The sequence below is a fragment of the Cryobacterium breve genome, from assembly GCF_004402375.1.
In the GTDB taxonomy this organism is placed as follows: Bacteria; Actinomycetota; Actinomycetes; order Actinomycetales; family Microbacteriaceae; genus Cryobacterium; species Cryobacterium breve.
In genome coordinates this window covers 82,092-97,275 of the sequence record NZ_SOGJ01000037.1, presented here as the reverse complement: position 1 = coordinate 97,275, position 15,184 = coordinate 82,092, and the positions used below count along the sequence as shown (strand labels likewise).

Genomic DNA, 15,184 nt, shown 5'->3' with positions numbered 1-15,184 from the left:
TTATGTCCCGGTTCGGCCTCGACGGGGGCGCGCCCCAAACGCTGGACCAGATCGCGGTCGTTCAGGGGGTGACCAGGGAGCGGGTTCGCCAGATCGAGAAACGCGCCCTGGCCCTGCTGAAGGTGCCGTGCCTGGAACAGTATCTGCGGGACTGATCCCGTGGGGGGACTGAGCGCCTGCTGACACAGTCGCTGTGGCACGGTTCTACTTCTCGACTCATGAACTGCCGCACGATACTCCGTGGCCGAGACTGATCTGCCCGCAGACAGGGCAACTGCAACACTGGAGCCATGTCTTCCACACCTTCCGCACCCGCGTCTCTGCCCGCCTCCGTTCGAATCGGAGAGGGCACGGGTGGGCTGACCGTGGTGCGGGTGGCCGGCCGCGGCGGCTCCGCCGAGGTCTACCTGCATGGCGCGCAGGTGACCGGGTTCAGGCCCGCCGGCGGTCTTCCCCTGCTGTTCCTGAGCGCGGCGAGCCGGTTCGAAGCCGCCGCCGCGATCCGCGGCGGCGTTCCGATCTGCTTCCCCTGGTTCGGCGCGAACGCGCACGACCCGGCCGCGCCTTCGCACGGCTTCGCCCGCCTGACCGAGTGGGACCTCGTCGACGCCCACGAGAGCGGCGACGACGTCGTGCTGGTCTTTGGCCTCACCGACACCCCCTCCACGCGCGCCTCGGCCTGGCCGCACCGCTTCGAGGCCCGGTACACGGTCACGGTCGGCGCCCGGCTGACCCTCACTCTGCAGGTCACCAACCTTGAGATGGATGCCGTCACGTTCGAAGAAGCGCTGCACACCTATCTGCGCGTGACGGATGTGCGTGTCACAACGGTCTCCGGGTTGGAAGGCATCCCGTTCGTGAACCAGGTCACCGGGCTCACCGAACCCGCGGAGAGCACTCCCGTGGACTTCACCGCCGAGACGGACCGCCTCTACCTGGGCAGCCGCGGCAGCGCCACCGTGGAAGAACCGAACGGACGCAGGGTCACAATCGAAGCCGACAGGTCGGACAGCACCGTGATCTGGAACCCCTGGATTGCCAAGGCTGCCGCGATGGGCGACATCGGCGACAACGAGTGGCCGGGCATGGTCTGCGTGGAAACCGCGAACGTGCGCCGGGATCAGGTGCGGCTCGACGCCGGCCAGAGCCATACCATGAGCGTCATGTTCGAGGTCTCCGCCTGATCCGCCGGACCTGCCTTCGCCACCCGCCGCACACCTTTCTTAAACTTTTTTCGACATTGGCGTGACGAATTCCGGCCGGCCCGCGTCATACTAGTGTCGCCCGGGCAAGTCCTGCGCGCCGCAACAGATTGGATCCCACATGGCTGACCCGAGCACCTCCGCACCAGCATCCGGTCCCCGGACCGGACCGGGGAAAACCATCATCACCGATAGCGTCGTCGCTAAGATCGTCGGCATCGCCGCTCGCGAGGTTCCGGGCGTGCACGCGCTCGGCGGCAGCGCGGCGCGGGCCCTCGGGGCACTTCGCGAGGCGATCAGCGGGACCGACCTCTCCCCGGGGGTGAGCGTCACGGTGAAAGACGGCTCGGCATCCGTCGCCATCTCCATTGTGGTCGAGTACCCGCACGAACTGCAGAAGGTGTCGGGCGACGTGCGCTCCGCGATACAGAGCGCGATCGAGACGATCGTCGGCATGCAGGTCAGCGACGTCGAGGTGACCGTCAGAGACGTGCACCAGGTGTCAGACGACGACACCGACTCGGACATCGACGAGGCAGAGACAACGCTGCCCGTCTAGTCCAACCCAGCTTCAATTTTTTCCATCCCCCTCACCAGCACCTAAACAAACAGAAAGACATAAGGACACATCATGGGCTTCATCGGATTCCTCATTCTCGGACTCATCGCCGGCGCAATCGCCAAGGCCATCCTCCCGGGCAACCAGGGCGGCGGCTGGGTCATCACCCTCATCCTCGGCGTGCTCGGCGCGTTCCTCGGTGGTTTCCTCGGCTCGGTCATCTTCGGCACCGGCCTCGAGAACTTCTTCGACATCTCGACCTGGCTCCTTGCCATCGCCGGCTCCGTCATCGTTCTGGTCATCTACGGCGCACTCACGGGGCGTCGCCGGGCCTAAGCCACGGTCTCTGCCACGGCAACACGAAAGAACGGGCGCACCATTGGGGGGTGCGCCCGTTTTTTTTTGCCCATTTCTGTGACCGGTGGGGCGTTTCCCGGGTGTCAGTCGCCGGCGACGTCGTGCAGGTGATGCACCGGATCGTGCACAAAGTACTGCGCCATTGTGGCCACGGTGAATCGGGCGCCGTCGCTACGGCGCCCTGTGCGCCCCAACCGCTCCACCGGAACGGCGGCGAAGGCGTCGGCGACGGATGCCGCAGCCTCAGCGAGTTCGCGGGCCACGACCACCGGATCCTGCTCGTTGTACCGCTCGGCCACCGCCGTGGCGTCCTGGTCCCAGTTCGGGAAAGCCGGGTCGTCCTCGGCCAGCATCATCGCCAGGCGCTGGTCGAACATTCGGAAGACGTCGCGAACGTGGGCCGCGTACTCCAGGGCGGACCAGGTGTGGTCATCGGGGCGCGCCGCGGCATCCGCTCGTTGCAGCACCGGCTGCCAGCGCGCCGCGTTCTCGCGAACTAGGCGGGGGATCAGATCGAAGTCGGCCTCGGCGGCGGCGAAACCGCACTCCGGGCAGGACCGCTCGAGCACCCAGGTCCAGTCTTTAGTGTCCGTGATGATTGCCATGCGGAGATCCTATCGTCGGGCCGGTTCGAATGCGGTGCCATTCGGTCGGATCGGGCGGCCGACAGGCTGCCCGGGGCAGGTGCCCGGGGCAGGTCGGCTAGGCGGTGGTGACCGGGCGGGGGGTCCCGGTCGGACGCGGGCCGCGCATGAACCGCTTGACATTCTCGTCGACGATCATGTCGCTCGGGCGCAACGGACGGGTCAGGTAGAGGCCGTCGAGGCTGGTTAGCCGGCTGAGGGCCACATAGGTCTGGCCGGGGCTGAACACGCGCGCTCCGAGGTCGACGACCGCGCGCTCGTAGGTGGCGCCTTGTGACTTGTGGATGGTGACCGCCCACGCCAGCCGCAGCGGAAACTGGGTGAACTCGGCCACGACGTCTTTGCGAAGCTTCTTCGTGGTCGGGTTGTAGGTGTACTTGAATTTCTCCCACACCGCCGGTTCCACCTCGTGCGTCTCACCGTCGATGTCGACGTAGACCGTGGAATCGACGCGGGTGACGGTGCCGATACTGCCGTTCACCCAGCGCGGTCCGCCATCCTGGTTGGAATCATTGCGCAGGAACATGACCTGGGCGCCGACCTTCAACTCGAGCACCTCGTCGGCCGGGAACGTACGCCCGCCGAAGTCTCCGGTGACGTCGGCCTTGGCCGTGAGCGCCTTGCCGGACAGCCGTTTGAGAGCGGATGCGTTGATGCGGTTCACGGAATCGTTGCGGGTGGCCAGCGTGATCACGCCCTCGCTGGGCGGCGTGCGCGCCCCCGCGGCGTTGAGGGCGCCGCCGATCTCGGCCGTGACCTGCCCGTGGCGCACCGCATTGAGCATGTGCTTGAAGTCGGCGTCGCGCTGACGGTGCACCTCGGTGAGCTCGAAGATGCGCAGGTCGGCGCCCTGCCACACTTTCGCGTCGAAGAACCACATCGACCGGTAGGTGTCCGCGAAGTAGGCGCGCTCGTCGGAGTCCCCCGGAACCGGGGCCAGCTGGTACGGGTCGCCGAACAGCACGATCTGGGCCCCGCCGAAGCTGTCGTTCGGCCGCTGCCTGGCTTGGCGCAGGCTGCGGTCGATCGCATCCATCAGGTCGGCATTCACCATGGACACCTCGTCGATGACCACCGTGTCGATGGTGTTGAGCAGCTTGCGCACCTGATCGGACTGGTCGATGGCGTTGTCGGCGATCACGCCGATCGGCAGGCGGAACAGCGAGTGGATGGTCTGTCCGCCTACATTCAACGCCGCGACCCCGGTGGGCGCGGCAATCACGATCTGCTTGCTCGTGTTCCAGGACAGGTGGTTGAGCAGCGTCGACTTGCCGGTGCCGGCCCGACCGGTGACGAACACGTTCTGCCGGGTCCCCTCGATGGCCTGGAACACTTCGGCCTGCTCACGCGACAGCGGAATCTCAGACACGGCGGCGCTTTCGATGGGTTCGGACGGGACATACCACTGTATCCGGCCCGGCTGCACGAGTCCGCCCCGGTTGACGGGTCCGTGGAGAAACCGCCCCGTAGGATGTGGGAGTGAGCAACCGGGATGGCAGGCGACAGCGTAACCAGCGGCGCGCGATCGTGGCAGTGGTGCTCATCGCGGCTCTCCTCGGCGCGGCCCTGGCGGCCACGATCGGTTCGCTCAACCGGGACCTCTACAGCGCCAGCGGCCTCGTGCGGCAGTATCTCGAGGCCCTGGCCCGCAAGGACACCGCCAGCGCGCTCCTTCTGCCCGGGGTCACTCCCACGAAGGCGCAACTGGAAGCCGACGCGCTGCCGCAGAACCTCCCCGAGACCCTGCTGCGGGACTCTGTGCTCGGTGAGCTTACCGGCATCCGTCTCACCGGCGACGACGAGACGAAGCCGGGTCACCACACGGTCAGCTACGAATTCCGTCTCGACGGCACCCCTGCGACGATGACCTTCCAGGTGGAGAGCGCAGGCACCTTCTTCGGCGTCTTCGACAGCTGGCGGTTCGAGACCAGCCCGCTCGCCGTGCTGCAGGTGACGGTGTTGCACGAGGCGACGTTCTCGGTCAACCGGCTCACCCTCGACACCCGCGCACACGCCGCAGACGACGCGCCCGCAACGTTCTCGAACCAGGCGGCGTACCTGGCTTTCGCCCCCGCGGTGTACGCGTTCGGGCACACCTCCCCCTTGCTCGACGCGGCCCCGCAATCGGTGCCGGTGGCCGCCTCAGGGGCGACGGATGTCACCATCGACGCCCAGCCCAACGACCAATTCCTCAGCCAGGTCCAGACCGAGCTGGACCGTTTCCTCGACGACTGCACCACGCAGCAAGTGCTGCAACCCTCGAACTGTCCGTTCGGCATCGAGATCAACGACCGGGTGCGGGATGACCCGATCTGGTCCATCGCCCAGTACCCGGCGGTCACCCTGGCGGCCGGTGACACCACGTTCGACATGCCCGACACCCCGGGGCAGGCGCACATCGTGGTCAAGGTCCAGTCGCTCTTCGACGGCGACGTCATCGTGCGGGACGAAGACGTGGCCTTCTCTGTCGCCATCAGCGTGACGGTGAACCCTGACGGGTCGCTCGCCCTCCAGCTGCGCTGAGCGTCACGCTCGACGGCTCCCGGTCGCCCGCCCGCTACTCCACGCGGTCGTGTGAGGCGAGCCGGGCCAGCGCGGCGTTGTACCGGATCAGTTCGGCGTCGCCGGTGCGGTCGGCGTTGCGGTCCTTGCGGCGGGTTTCCTTCGCATCACTGCGGCTCCACTGGATGGCCACGGCAATGGCCAGGGCGATTGTCGGGATCTCACCGACGCTCCAGGCGATGCCGCCGCCCATCTGCTGGTCCTCGATGCCGCTGAGACCCCAGTCCCGTCCCATGGCGCCGTACCAGTCGGCTAGGAGCAGACCGGTTCCCGTCATCATGGTGACACCGAAGAACGCGTGGAACGCCATGGTGCCGAGCAGGAGCAGCAGACGACCGGCGTAGGGCAGGCGGTAGGGCACCGGATCGATGCCGATCAGCGACTGAACGAACAGGTATCCGGTTATCAGGAAGTGCACGATCATCCACTCGTGGCCGATGTGGTCCGTCGTCGCCCAGCTGAACAGCGCCGAGTAGTAGAACACCCACAGTGACCCGGCGAAAAGCACGGCCGCGACGAGCGGGTTGGCCAGGAAGCCCGCATACCGGGAGTGCACGGCCAGCAGGATCCACTCGCGCGGTCCGCGGCTGTCGTCCTGTCGCTTGCGGATGGCGCGCGCAGCCAGGGTGACCGGTGCCCCGGGTACCAGGAAGACCGGAACGAGCATGGTCAGCGCCATGTGCATGAGCATGTGCGAGGAGAAGAGGTACTTCGCGTACAGGTTCGCGCCGCCGTTGGTGATGTAGAACAGGATGAGCATGCCGATCACCCAGAGCACGGTGCGGAAGAGCGGCCACTTGTCGCCGCGCAGGCGCAGGCGGCGCACCCCCGCGAGGTAGAAGAAGATCGCGAACGCGCAGAACAGAACCCAGGCCAGGTCGAAGTTCCACTCGGTGAAGTACCGGCTGAAGGTCAGGGGTGGCGGCAGCACCTCCCCGGTCAGAATCTGTGCCGGCGTCGAGGTCGGCACCTCGGTCGCCGTGATCTGTTCCACCGGTGTGGCGGTCTTGGCCAGAGCGGCAGCGGCACCGGAGGCGATTCCCATGAATGCCAGTTCGGCCACGACGAGCCACCAGAACCAGACACCGGCCCGGGGGGCGGGACCCTTGGTCTGCGTGGGGGTGCTCCGCAGCATCCGCGCGATCAGGAATCGGCGCTGCAGCACGCCGAATCCGCCGAGCGCGGTGAGGGCGAGCACCTTCACCAGCACGAGGACGCCGTAGGGCGTCAGCAGGCGGTCCCAGGTGCCCAGGCGCAGTTCGGCGCCGACGTAGCCGGACGCGGCGACAACGGTGAAACTCACGAGGGCGAGCGACGAGTATCGGGCGAGCACCACGTCGATGCGGCCACCCGCCAGCTGCTTGCGCAGCACGATGATCGTCAACAGCCCACCCAGCCACACCGCCGCGAAGGCTAGGTGCAGGCCCAGCGCGGTGATGGCCACGTCGTGCCCCTCGGCGCCGGCCGCGTGACCCTGAAGGGCCATCGGCACGAGGGCTCCGACGGCCAGGATCGCCACGAAGAACAGACCTGTCTGGGACCGCACCGCAAAACAGAGCACCGTGACGAAGGCGGCGATCAGCGTGGTGACCAGCCAGGCTTGCCCGATGGCGATGTCGCTGAAGAATTGTCCGGCGGTGGCGCTGAACCGGTCGTCGAAGCTCAGCGGGATCGCGGTCACCTGCAGGAAGGTGAAGAAACCGGTGAGGGCGGAAGCAACTGTGAATACGGCCGCGGACCCGGCCGCGAAATCGAGGGCCGCGTTGTATTCTCTCTCCGTCGGGCTCAGCGCGAAGAGGGTGAGCACGACTGCGCCGATGGTGCCCGCGGCACTGATGTTGACCAGCATCTTGGCCAGCGGCAGGCCCCAGCGAACGACGGGACCCGGATCTGCGAGGAGTTGCGCCGCAGCGCCTCCTCCGGAGGCCAGCGCGACGAGCGTCGTCAGCGTCGCCACCAGCAGGAGCACTGCCGGACCGGAAATCCGCACGAGACGAGGCACTGACTCAGCCTAACCGTGCCCGGTGGATGCGGGCTGCACCCTGGGCTCGATACACGAAAGCAGGGCGCCTACCGAAGTCGACGCCCTGCCCTCATTGGTGCGAAACCTACTTGGCGGCAGCCTTGAGCTTGCTACCAGCGGTCAGCTTGACGCGGTGGCCCGCGGCGATGGCGATCTCTTCGCCGGTCTGCGGGTTGCGGCCGGTGCGCGCTGCGGTAGCGGTGCGCTCGACTCCGAGCCAGCCCGGGATCGTGACCTTGCCGTCGTTCGCGACGGTGTCGGCGAGAGTTGCAAAGAAAGCGTTCAGAACGCTGTCGACTGCAGCCTGGCTCTGGCCAGAGTCTGCGGCAACCTTGGCAACGAGCTCGGTCTTGTTCAGCGACTTGTCAGCCATTGAGTGTCCTCCTCGGACCTTGTCTGTAAAAACAGATATTCACGTGTTGCGGGCGACGCTCCGGGGAGCGACTCCGTTTGGCCGGTTGGACCGGGTTGAATCTAGCAGAAATCCGCGGAATTCCGCGGATTTGCGGCGTTTCGAGCCTGTTTGCCTCTCTGAACGGCCCCATGTTCGCTGTACGCGAAAAAAGAGAGAGGATGCCGACCGAAGTCGACATCCTCTCTCACTCAGAACCGAGGTTCCGGCTGGCCGCCGAAGCGGCCGAGTACGGTGCTACCAGCTGGACTTGGTGATACCGGGCAGCTCGCCACGGTGAGCCATGTCGCGGAAACGAACGCGCGAGATTCCGAACTTGCTGAGGTGTCCGCGGGGACGACCGTCAACCGCGTCGCGGTTGCGCAGGCGAACCGGCGACGCGTTGCGGGGAAGCTTCTGCAGGCCGAGGCGAGCAGCTTCACGCGACTCGTCGGTGCCGGCCGGGTCGACCAGGGCCTTCTTGAGCTCAAGGCGCTTCGCCGCGTAACGCTCGACGATAACCTTGCGCTGGTTGTTCTTGGCAATCATGCTCTTCTTCGCCATTTTTAGCGCTCCTCACGGAAGTCAACGTGCTTGCGCACTACGGGGTCGTACTTCTTGAGCACGAGACGGTCGGGGTCGTTGCGACGGTTCTTCTTGGTCACATACGTGTAACCGGTTCCGGCCGTCGAACGGAGCTTGATGATCGGGCGAACGTCATGCTGCTTGGCCATTAGATTTTCTCCCCACGGGCGAGAAGGTCCTTGACGACCGATTCAATGCCACGAGCGTCGATGACCTTGATGCCCTTGACGGACAGGGTCAGCGTGACGTTGCGGCGAAGCGACGGTACGTAGTACTTCTTGGTCTGGACGTTCGGGTCGAAACGACGCTTGGTGCGTCGGTGCGAGTGTGAAATGTTGTGTCCGAAGCCGGGAACGGCTCCGGTCACCTGGCAAGTAGCTGCCATGGTTCTCCTCCAATACCGAAGGGCGAGTGCCCTTCCCAAGATCTCTTGTCGGCTGGCACGTCGACACTCCCGCGAAGGCGGAGGCGGAGGCGAAGAGAACCAGCAGTGCACGCACAGATATGCGCAGCAGCGTCCAACACTACGCGGTGCGCTTCCCCGGCGCAAACTCGCTAGTCGACGGATGTCGCGGAGCAGGCCGCACAGAGACCGAACACGTCGACCACGTGGGCAGCCTGGGTGAACCCGTGCTCGGCGGCCACATCGTGCGCCCAGCTTTCCACGGCATCCACTTCGATCTCGATGGTGAGCCCGCAGTTGCGGCAGATCAGGTGGTGGTGATGGTCGGTCGTGCTGCAGGCGCGGTAGAGCGCGCCACCGTCGGGCGACTGCAGCGAGTCGGCTTCGCCCTCCCCGGCCAGGTCGGCCAGGGCCCGGTAGACCGTGGCCAGGCCGATGGGCGAACCAGTGGCGTGCAGGCCGGCGTGCAGGCCCTGGGCGCTCACGAATCCCTCGGTCTCGCTGAGCGCGGTGCGCACAGCCTCGCGCTGCCAGGTGTTTCGCTTCATGCTGTCAACCGTAACCGCGCTCGGGCCAGCCGGCGACCGCCGAGGGCCAGCAGGAAGAATGCGGCTGCCGTGAGCGCGATCGCCGGCCCCGCCGCCACGTTGATCGCCCGGGACAGCAGCACGCCGATGAGGCCGGAGGCCGCGCCCAGCACCGGCGCCGCCACGAGGATCTGGGTGGTGGTGCGCATGACCAGACGGGCGGCGGCGGCCGGTGCAGCGATCAGCGCGATCGCGAGGATCGCGCCGACGGCCGGCATTGCGGTGACCACGGTGGCCGTGATGAGCGCGAGGGTGAGCAGCTCGATCGGCCATTCGCGGAATCCGGCGGCACGGAATCCGCTCGGGTCGAAGGTGGAGAACAGGATCTCCTTGCCCAGCAGCACGATCACAGCCACGGCCAGCGCGAACACGCTGACGGCCAGCACGAGGTCGCCGGTGGTGACGGTGAGGATCGACCCGACCAGGTAGGAGTCGACCTGCACCGGCAGGGACGGATTGAGCGCCTGCAGCAGCACTCCGAGCGCGAAGCCCGCGGTGAGCAGGATGCCCGACGCCACCTGGCTGCCCTGCCGCTTGACCCGGCCGATCAGGGTCATGATCCCCACGATCAGAACACTCGCCAACGCGGCGCCGAGCGGAATGCTCACACCGACGATGGTGGCGGCCACGGCGCCGGGAAAAGTGGCGTGGGTGAGGGCCTGGGCGAAGAAGGTGCGGCGACGCAGCACGACGAGCGAGCCGACCAGCCCGCTCAGAGCACCGATCACCGCGGCAGCCAGGAGCGCCCTCTCGAAGTAGCCCATCAGCGCACGGCCGGGTTCCGGGTCGACTGGTTCTGGCGTCCCGGCAGTCGGGGTCCCGGCAAGCGGCGCTGCCGCATCCTCCGCAGCCCGTCGACGACAAGGCGGAGCACGAGCACCACGGTGTAGCCGGCGACCAGGACCAACACCACCGTGGCGCCGCTGGGCAAGTCGAGGCCGGCCTGTGCGGAGGCCTGGAAGCCGAGCACGAGTCCGAGCCATGCCCCGATGGCGGCGAAACCGGCGGCGATCGGGAACAGAATCCACAGCCGAGTAGTGATCAGGCGGGCCACGGCGCCGGGCACGATCAGCACGGCCAGCACGAGCAGGTTGCCGACGGCACTGGATGCCGCGACGACCACGAGCGCGATCGCAACGTTGAGCACGAGGTCGAGCACCAGGGTGCGGTAGCCGGCGGCGGCGAAACCGACTCGGTCGAATGCTCGGAACACTTCTTCTTTGAGCGTGAGTCCGATCAGGAGGAGCGCCACGAGGCAGATGGCCACGGTCTGCACGACCTCGGTGGGGCTGACCGTGAGGAGACGGCCGAATAGGAGCTGTTCCAGCTGGCCGGCGTAGTTCGTCTCCCGGGAGACCAAAATAATGCCCATGCTGAACATGGCGGTGAAGACGATGGCGATCGCGGCATCCGAGGACACGGACTGGCGCACGATCAGGGTGAGGATGACAGCCGCGAACAGGGCGGCGACCATCGCCCCGGCGAACAGGCCCTCGCGCCCACCCCAGACGAAGCCGATCGCAATTCCGGGGAAGACGGCGTGGGTGAGGCCGTCGCTGATGAACTCGAGGCCCCGCAGGTTCACCAGCACGCCGACCACGCCGGCCACCAGGCTGAGTGCGGCGAGAACGATTAGCGCCCGCGCCATGAACGGCAGGGCGAAGGCGTCGAACAGCGGGGCGAAGAGGTCCACTTCAGTGCCCGGTGTGGCCGGGAACGACCACCGTGTGCTCGTCGATTTCCACGCCGACCTCCCGGAACGTGCGCTGCACGTTCTCCAGGATCAGTACGGAGTTGCGCGGCCCGAAAGCCACCTGGGTGCCGTTGAGCAACAGCACCTGCTCGCAGACCTCGCGGGCGAGCTGGAGGTCATGGGTGGACACCACCACCGCCACGCCCTCGGCCTTCAGCCGGTTCACGGTGCCGACGAGTGCCTCGCGGTTTTGCTGGTCGAGGCCGTTGAACGGTTCGTCGAGCAACAGGAGTCGGGGTCCGGAGGCCACCGCGCGGGCGAGCAGCCCGCGCTGCTGCTGGCCGCCGGAGAGTTCACCGAAGCGGGTCCTGGCGCGGTGCGCGAGCCCCACGGCCTCGAGCGCGTGCGCCACGGCCTGCCGGTCGCGCTTGCCGGGCAGGCGTAGCCAGCCCAGCGAGCGGTATCGGCCCATCATGACGACCTGTTCGAGGGTGACCGGAAACTCCTGATCGATCTCGTCGGCCTGGGGCACGTAGCCGATCGAGCCGACCGGGGCCGGTGAGGAGCCGAGAACCTCGACGGTTCCATTCACCCGCTGGATCAAACCGAGGATGCCCTTGAGCAACGTGGACTTTCCGGAGCCGTTGGGTCCGATCAGCGCCACGGCCTCGCCGGCGCGCACCTCGAAGTCGATGTCGGCCAGGGCCGGCTTCTGGCCGTAGGAGAAGGAGGCCCCCGCCACCCTGAGCGCGAGGGGGGTGCCTTGCCGTACTTGAGAAGGATTCTCGATCACTGACTAACTATCGCAGGTCTCCGGGCACCGCGGTGGGCAGCGCGCCCCAGGACTCCAGCAACAGGGTGACGTTGTGCAGCTGGGAGCCGATATAGGTGGCGCCATCACTGCCCGCCTTGCCGAGCGAGTCGCTGTAGAGCGCGTCGTCGCCGGAGTACACCGTGACGCCGGCCTCGCTGGCGATGGTGTCGGCGGCCTTGGGGCTGATTGAGGCCTCGGAGAAGACGGCCTTGACCCCGGTGGCCCTGATGGCGGCGACGAGCGCGTCGATCGCGGCAGCACTGGGTTCGGCGTTGTCGTCGAAGCTCGGGATGATAGAGCCGACGTAGGTCACGTCGTAGGACTCAGTGAAGTAGCCGAACGCGTCGTGGTTGCTCACGAACAGGCGTTGGTCTGCCGGGACGGCATCGATGTTCGTTTCGATCCAGTCGTCGAGCGCTTCCAGCTTGTCGGTGTACGTTCTGGCGTTGGCCTCGAGGTCTGCTGCCAGGTCCGGCTTCGCCTCGCTGAGGCCGGCGGCGATGGTGCCGACCATGGTCTCGGCGTTGGCGACGTCGGTCCAGATGTGCGGGTTGCCGCCCTCGTGGGAGTGCTCGGCGACATCCGTCTCGGTCGCGTCGTCGGCGTGGCCCTCCTCGTCGGCGTGCTCGTCGCCGGCCGCGACATCCTGGATCTCGATCCCCTCATCGGAGTCGATGGTCACGCCGTCGAAACCGCTCGCGCTGATCGCGTCGTCGAGCCACTCCTCGAGGCCGACCCCGTTGATTACGAGCACATCGGCGTCGCCGAGGGCCGTCAGATCGGCAACCGACGGGTCATAGCTGTGCGCGCTCTGGTTGGGCTGGATGAGCTGGGTCACCGAGATGCCGTCGGTGTCGCCGACCACGTTGCGGGTGAGGTCCGCCACCTGCGTGGTCGTCGCGACCACTGTGAGCTCACCGGCGCCGCCATCGGCGGAACTGTCGGCCGGCGCACAGCCGGCCAGGGTCAGGGAGGCAACTGCGGCCACGGCCGGAAGCACGAAACGTTTCTTGATCACATGGTGACGTTACGCCTAATGATAATGATTGTCAACACCAATAGGGCCGCTCAGTGCGTGGCAGGCAGGGTCAGACGACACCGGAGGTCCCGAGCAGGGACCCGATCAGGAAGGTGACGACCAGCGCCGCGGCTCCGCCGAGAACGACCCGGATACTGGCACGAAGCTTCGGGCTGCCGCCGAGGTGTGCGCCGGTCACACCGAGCGCTGCGAGGGCGATGAGCACGGCTCCGAACGTGATCGGAATGCGCACGCTCGCGGGCAGGAGCAGGATGGCCAAGAACGGCAACAAGGCGCCGAGGGTGAAGGCCGCGGCCGAAACCCAGGCGGCGTGCCAGGCGCTGACGACGTCGTCCTCGGCGATGTTGTGCTCGGCGAGCAGGTGGGCGCGCACCGGGTCGATCGCCGTGAATTCCACGGCGACCTGCCGGGCCGTCGCGGGGGCGAGTCCCTGCTTTTCGTAAAGTTGCGCGAGTTCATCGAGTTCGCCTTCGGGGTCGCTCCTGAGCTCGCGCTTCTCGCGCTCGATCAGGGTGCGCTGGCTGTCGCTCTGGCTGCTGACCGAGACGTACTCACCCAGGGCCATCGAGATGGCGCCTCCGACAAGTCCGGCGGTTCCTGCTGCACCTATGGCAGCGGTCGAGCCGGTCGCCCCGGCCACGCCGACGACGAGGGCGGCGACGGAGACGATGCCGTCATTGGCGCCGAGCACCCCGGCACGGAGCCAGTTCAGCCGGCCGGCATGGCTCTCGGTGCGCTTCGGTTCTGCGGCAGTGGCAGGGGCAGAGACCGACGGGCTGAGGGGAACGATTCCGGCGGTGGCGAGGGAGGTCATGTGAACATCAGAACACAGGCCGGCGCCTCGCTGCCAGCGTGGCGAGCCTTACCTCACTGACACGCAAAAGAGCTGGTGAGGTAAGGCTTTCTTTACATCAGTCTGCTATTCGAGCAGCAGCGCAGGCTCCTCGATGATGCTCGCGACATCCGCCAGGAAGCGGCTCGCGACATCCCCGTCGACGACGCGGTGGTCGAAGCTCGCGCCGATCGTCGTGACCTGACGCACCCGAACCTCACCGTCGACGACCCACGGCTTGGGCTTGATCGTGCCGAGGGCGACGATCCCGGCCTCTCCGGAGTTGAGGATGGGCGTGCCGGTGTCCATGCCGAAGACGCCGATGTTGGTGATCGTGATCGTGCCGTTGGACATGTCGGCCGGTGCGGTCTTGCCGTCGCGGGCCGTGATCGTGAGCTTCTCGAGCGCCCGGGCCAGCTCGAGCAGGCTCATGTCCTGCGCCTCCTTCACGTTCGGCACGATCAGCCCACGCGGGGTAGCCGCGGCGATGCCCAGGTTGACGTAGTGCTTGATCACGATTTCCTCGTCGGTGAAGACCGAGTTGACCGTGGGGTTGCGCCGCACCGCCCAGATCATGGCCTTGGCCATGATCAGCATCGGAGACACGCGCACGCCGGCAAAGTCGGTCGAGACCTTGAGCCGCTTGACGAACTCCATGGTGCGGGTGGCGTCCACATCGACGAAGAGGCTCACATGCGGCGCGGAGAAAGCGCTCGACACCATGGCCTGGGCGATGGCTTTGCGCACACCTTTGACCGGGATGCGTTCCTCGCGGTCACTGGGCCACTCAGGCGTCTGGATGTTGCGGAACACGCTGGCCTGGGTTGCCTCCCGCAACACGTCCTCGCGGGTGACGTCACCCACCGGGCCGGTCGCCTCGACCAGGAGAAGATCGACCCCGAGGTCCTTGGCGAGCTTGCGGATCGGCGGCTTGGCGACGACAGGTCCGGCGGATGCCGCGCGCGGCAGCTGCGGCAACGGCTGGGCCGCCGGGCGTTGCGGCACGGCCGGCGGCGCAATCGTCTCGTGGGCGACCAGGGCGGCACCGTGGCGCGTGCGCCGGGTTGGCATGGTCGCCGCGGCGCCACGCCCGACCAGGACTGCGCCCTGCGTCTCGGCCGGCTCGTCCGTGATAGTGGAGCCGGTATCCGCTGCCGCGACGGCCAACTCACCGAGGCCGACGACGGGCACGCTGCTCGGCCCCACGGCGGTGGCCGGCTCGGACACGATGGTGATGATCACCGTTCCGACATCGACGGTCGTGCCGGGCTGCACCAGGATCTCACCCACCACACCGACGAACGGCGACGGGAGCTCGACGAGCGACTTGGCCGTCTCGATCTCGACCAGGACCTGATTGATCGAGACGGCGTCGCCGGGGACGACCCGCCATTCCACGATTTCGGCCTCGGTGAGACCCTCGCCGACGTCGGGCAATGTGAATTTCAACACGCTCATCGAGTGCGCTCCTTGCGATTGGTGAGGTGGAGATG

19 protein-coding genes are annotated in these 15,184 nt (G+C 67.0%); 5 read left to right on the top strand and 14 right to left on the bottom strand.

Features of this window, described 5'->3' with window-relative positions:
* The first annotated feature begins 2 nt into the window (after positions 1-2).
* From E3O65_RS17655 to E3O65_RS16475, 4 genes are all read left to right on the top strand, one after another.
* The gene (locus tag E3O65_RS17655) at positions 3-155 is read left to right on the top strand and encodes a sigma factor-like helix-turn-helix DNA-binding protein (protein ID WP_134364800.1); all 153 of its coding nucleotides are present in this window, start codon (positions 3-5) and stop codon (positions 153-155) included.
* Between the two features lie 135 nt (positions 156-290).
* Positions 291-1,184, top strand: coding sequence for a D-hexose-6-phosphate mutarotase (locus tag E3O65_RS16485; protein ID WP_134364799.1), 894 nt, complete (start codon positions 291-293; stop codon positions 1,182-1,184).
* A gap of 139 nt (positions 1,185-1,323) precedes the next feature.
* On the top strand, positions 1,324-1,761 hold the full coding sequence (locus tag E3O65_RS16480; RefSeq protein ID WP_134364798.1) for an Asp23/Gls24 family envelope stress response protein: 438 nt from the start codon (positions 1,324-1,326) through the stop codon (positions 1,759-1,761).
* 72 nt (positions 1,762-1,833) lie between these two features.
* The gene (locus E3O65_RS16475; RefSeq protein ID WP_134364797.1) at positions 1,834-2,097 is read left to right on the top strand and encodes a GlsB/YeaQ/YmgE family stress response membrane protein; all 264 of its coding nucleotides are present in this window, start codon (positions 1,834-1,836) and stop codon (positions 2,095-2,097) included.
* A 104-nt stretch (positions 2,098-2,201) separates the two neighbouring features.
* Here the strand turns inward: E3O65_RS16475 and E3O65_RS16470 are convergent, their stop codons facing one another.
* Positions 2,202-2,723: a DinB family protein gene (locus E3O65_RS16470; protein WP_134364796.1), complete on the bottom strand. Its 522-nt coding sequence runs from the start codon at positions 2,721-2,723 to the stop codon at positions 2,202-2,204.
* Between the two features lie 97 nt (positions 2,724-2,820).
* Positions 2,821-4,131: an ATP-dependent DNA helicase gene (locus tag E3O65_RS16465; protein ID WP_134364795.1), complete on the bottom strand. Its 1,311-nt coding sequence runs from the start codon at positions 4,129-4,131 to the stop codon at positions 2,821-2,823.
* A 110-nt stretch (positions 4,132-4,241) separates the two neighbouring features.
* On the opposite strand from E3O65_RS16465, the gene E3O65_RS16460 reads away from it, so the two are divergent.
* Positions 4,242-5,285, top strand: a complete 1,044-nt coding sequence (locus tag E3O65_RS16460; RefSeq protein WP_134364794.1) for a hypothetical protein — start codon at positions 4,242-4,244, stop codon at positions 5,283-5,285.
* Between the two features lie 34 nt (positions 5,286-5,319).
* Here the strand turns inward: E3O65_RS16460 and E3O65_RS16455 are convergent, their stop codons facing one another.
* From E3O65_RS16455 to E3O65_RS16400, 12 genes are all read right to left on the bottom strand, one after another.
* Complete coding sequence (locus E3O65_RS16455) at positions 5,320-7,326, bottom strand: bifunctional copper resistance protein CopD/cytochrome c oxidase assembly protein (protein ID WP_198411669.1); 2,007 nt, start codon at positions 7,324-7,326, stop codon at positions 5,320-5,322.
* Between the two features lie 106 nt (positions 7,327-7,432).
* A complete protein-coding gene (locus E3O65_RS16450) occupies positions 7,433-7,720 on the bottom strand; it encodes an HU family DNA-binding protein (protein WP_104099750.1) in 288 nt (95 codons plus the stop codon).
* Between the two features lie 276 nt (positions 7,721-7,996).
* Entirely contained in the window at positions 7,997-8,302 is a 306-nt protein-coding gene (rpsN, locus tag E3O65_RS16445) for a 30S ribosomal protein S14 (RefSeq protein ID WP_134364793.1), read from the bottom strand.
* Between the two features lie 2 nt (positions 8,303-8,304).
* Positions 8,305-8,472 carry a 50S ribosomal protein L33 gene (gene rpmG / locus E3O65_RS16440; RefSeq protein ID WP_104099752.1) on the bottom strand — a complete coding sequence of 56 codons (168 nt, stop codon included), beginning with the start codon at positions 8,470-8,472 and terminating at the stop codon, positions 8,305-8,307.
* On the bottom strand, positions 8,472-8,708 hold the full coding sequence (rpmB, locus tag E3O65_RS16435) for a 50S ribosomal protein L28 (RefSeq protein WP_104099753.1): 237 nt from the start codon (positions 8,706-8,708) through the stop codon (positions 8,472-8,474). The genes rpmG and rpmB overlap by 1 nt, the downstream gene beginning before the upstream one ends.
* A 170-nt stretch (positions 8,709-8,878) precedes the next feature.
* On the bottom strand, positions 8,879-9,274 hold the full coding sequence (locus tag E3O65_RS16430; RefSeq protein ID WP_134364792.1) for a Fur family transcriptional regulator: 396 nt from the start codon (positions 9,272-9,274) through the stop codon (positions 8,879-8,881).
* A complete protein-coding gene (locus tag E3O65_RS16425; RefSeq protein ID WP_134364791.1) occupies positions 9,271-10,077 on the bottom strand; it encodes a metal ABC transporter permease in 807 nt (268 codons plus the stop codon). Before E3O65_RS16425 ends, E3O65_RS16430 begins: the two co-directional genes overlap by 4 nt.
* Positions 10,077-11,006, bottom strand: a complete 930-nt coding sequence (locus E3O65_RS16420) for a metal ABC transporter permease (protein WP_134364790.1) — start codon at positions 11,004-11,006, stop codon at positions 10,077-10,079. The genes E3O65_RS16425 and E3O65_RS16420 overlap by 1 nt, the downstream gene beginning before the upstream one ends.
* A 1-nt stretch (position 11,007) precedes the next feature.
* Complete coding sequence (locus E3O65_RS16415; protein WP_134364789.1) at positions 11,008-11,799, bottom strand: metal ABC transporter ATP-binding protein; 792 nt, start codon at positions 11,797-11,799, stop codon at positions 11,008-11,010.
* A gap of 7 nt (positions 11,800-11,806) precedes the next feature.
* Entirely contained in the window at positions 11,807-12,838 is a 1,032-nt protein-coding gene (locus E3O65_RS16410; protein WP_198411668.1) for a metal ABC transporter substrate-binding protein, read from the bottom strand.
* A 70-nt stretch (positions 12,839-12,908) separates the two neighbouring features.
* Positions 12,909-13,673: a VIT1/CCC1 transporter family protein gene (locus E3O65_RS16405; RefSeq protein ID WP_134364788.1), complete on the bottom strand. Its 765-nt coding sequence runs from the start codon at positions 13,671-13,673 to the stop codon at positions 12,909-12,911.
* Positions 13,674-13,778: 105 nt separating this feature from the next.
* Positions 13,779-15,149, bottom strand: a complete 1,371-nt coding sequence (locus E3O65_RS16400) for a dihydrolipoamide acetyltransferase family protein (protein ID WP_134364787.1) — start codon at positions 15,147-15,149, stop codon at positions 13,779-13,781.
* Positions 15,150-15,184: the final 35 nt, after the last annotated feature.

Excerpts from the sequence above, each read along its gene's own strand:
- E3O65_RS16480 (WP_134364798.1), top strand. The coding sequence starts at position 1,324 with ATGGCTGACCCGAGCACCTCCGCACCAGCATCCGGTCCCCGGACCGGA.
- E3O65_RS16430 (WP_134364792.1), bottom strand. The coding sequence starts at position 9,274 with ATGAAGCGAAACACCTGGCAGCGCGAGGCTGTGCGCACCGCGCTCAGC.
- rpsN (WP_134364793.1), bottom strand. The coding sequence starts at position 8,302 with ATGGCGAAGAAGAGCATGATTGCCAAGAACAACCAGCGCAAGGTTATC.
- rpmG (WP_104099752.1), bottom strand. The coding sequence starts at position 8,472 with ATGGCCAAGCAGCATGACGTTCGCCCGATCATCAAGCTCCGTTCGACG.
- E3O65_RS17655 (WP_134364800.1), top strand. The coding sequence starts at position 3 with ATGTCCCGGTTCGGCCTCGACGGGGGCGCGCCCCAAACGCTGGACCAG.
- E3O65_RS16475 (WP_134364797.1), top strand. The coding sequence starts at position 1,834 with ATGGGCTTCATCGGATTCCTCATTCTCGGACTCATCGCCGGCGCAATC.
- E3O65_RS16450 (WP_104099750.1), bottom strand. The coding sequence starts at position 7,720 with ATGGCTGACAAGTCGCTGAACAAGACCGAGCTCGTTGCCAAGGTTGCC.
- rpmB (WP_104099753.1), bottom strand. The coding sequence starts at position 8,708 with ATGGCAGCTACTTGCCAGGTGACCGGAGCCGTTCCCGGCTTCGGACAC.
- E3O65_RS16425 (WP_134364791.1), bottom strand. The coding sequence starts at position 10,077 with ATGGGCTACTTCGAGAGGGCGCTCCTGGCTGCCGCGGTGATCGGTGCT.
- E3O65_RS16405 (WP_134364788.1), bottom strand. The coding sequence starts at position 13,673 with ATGACCTCCCTCGCCACCGCCGGAATCGTTCCCCTCAGCCCGTCGGTC.
- E3O65_RS16400 (WP_134364787.1), bottom strand. The coding sequence starts at position 15,149 with ATGAGCGTGTTGAAATTCACATTGCCCGACGTCGGCGAGGGTCTCACC.
- E3O65_RS16485 (WP_134364799.1), top strand. The coding sequence starts at position 291 with ATGTCTTCCACACCTTCCGCACCCGCGTCTCTGCCCGCCTCCGTTCGA.
- E3O65_RS16470 (WP_134364796.1), bottom strand. The coding sequence starts at position 2,723 with ATGGCAATCATCACGGACACTAAAGACTGGACCTGGGTGCTCGAGCGG.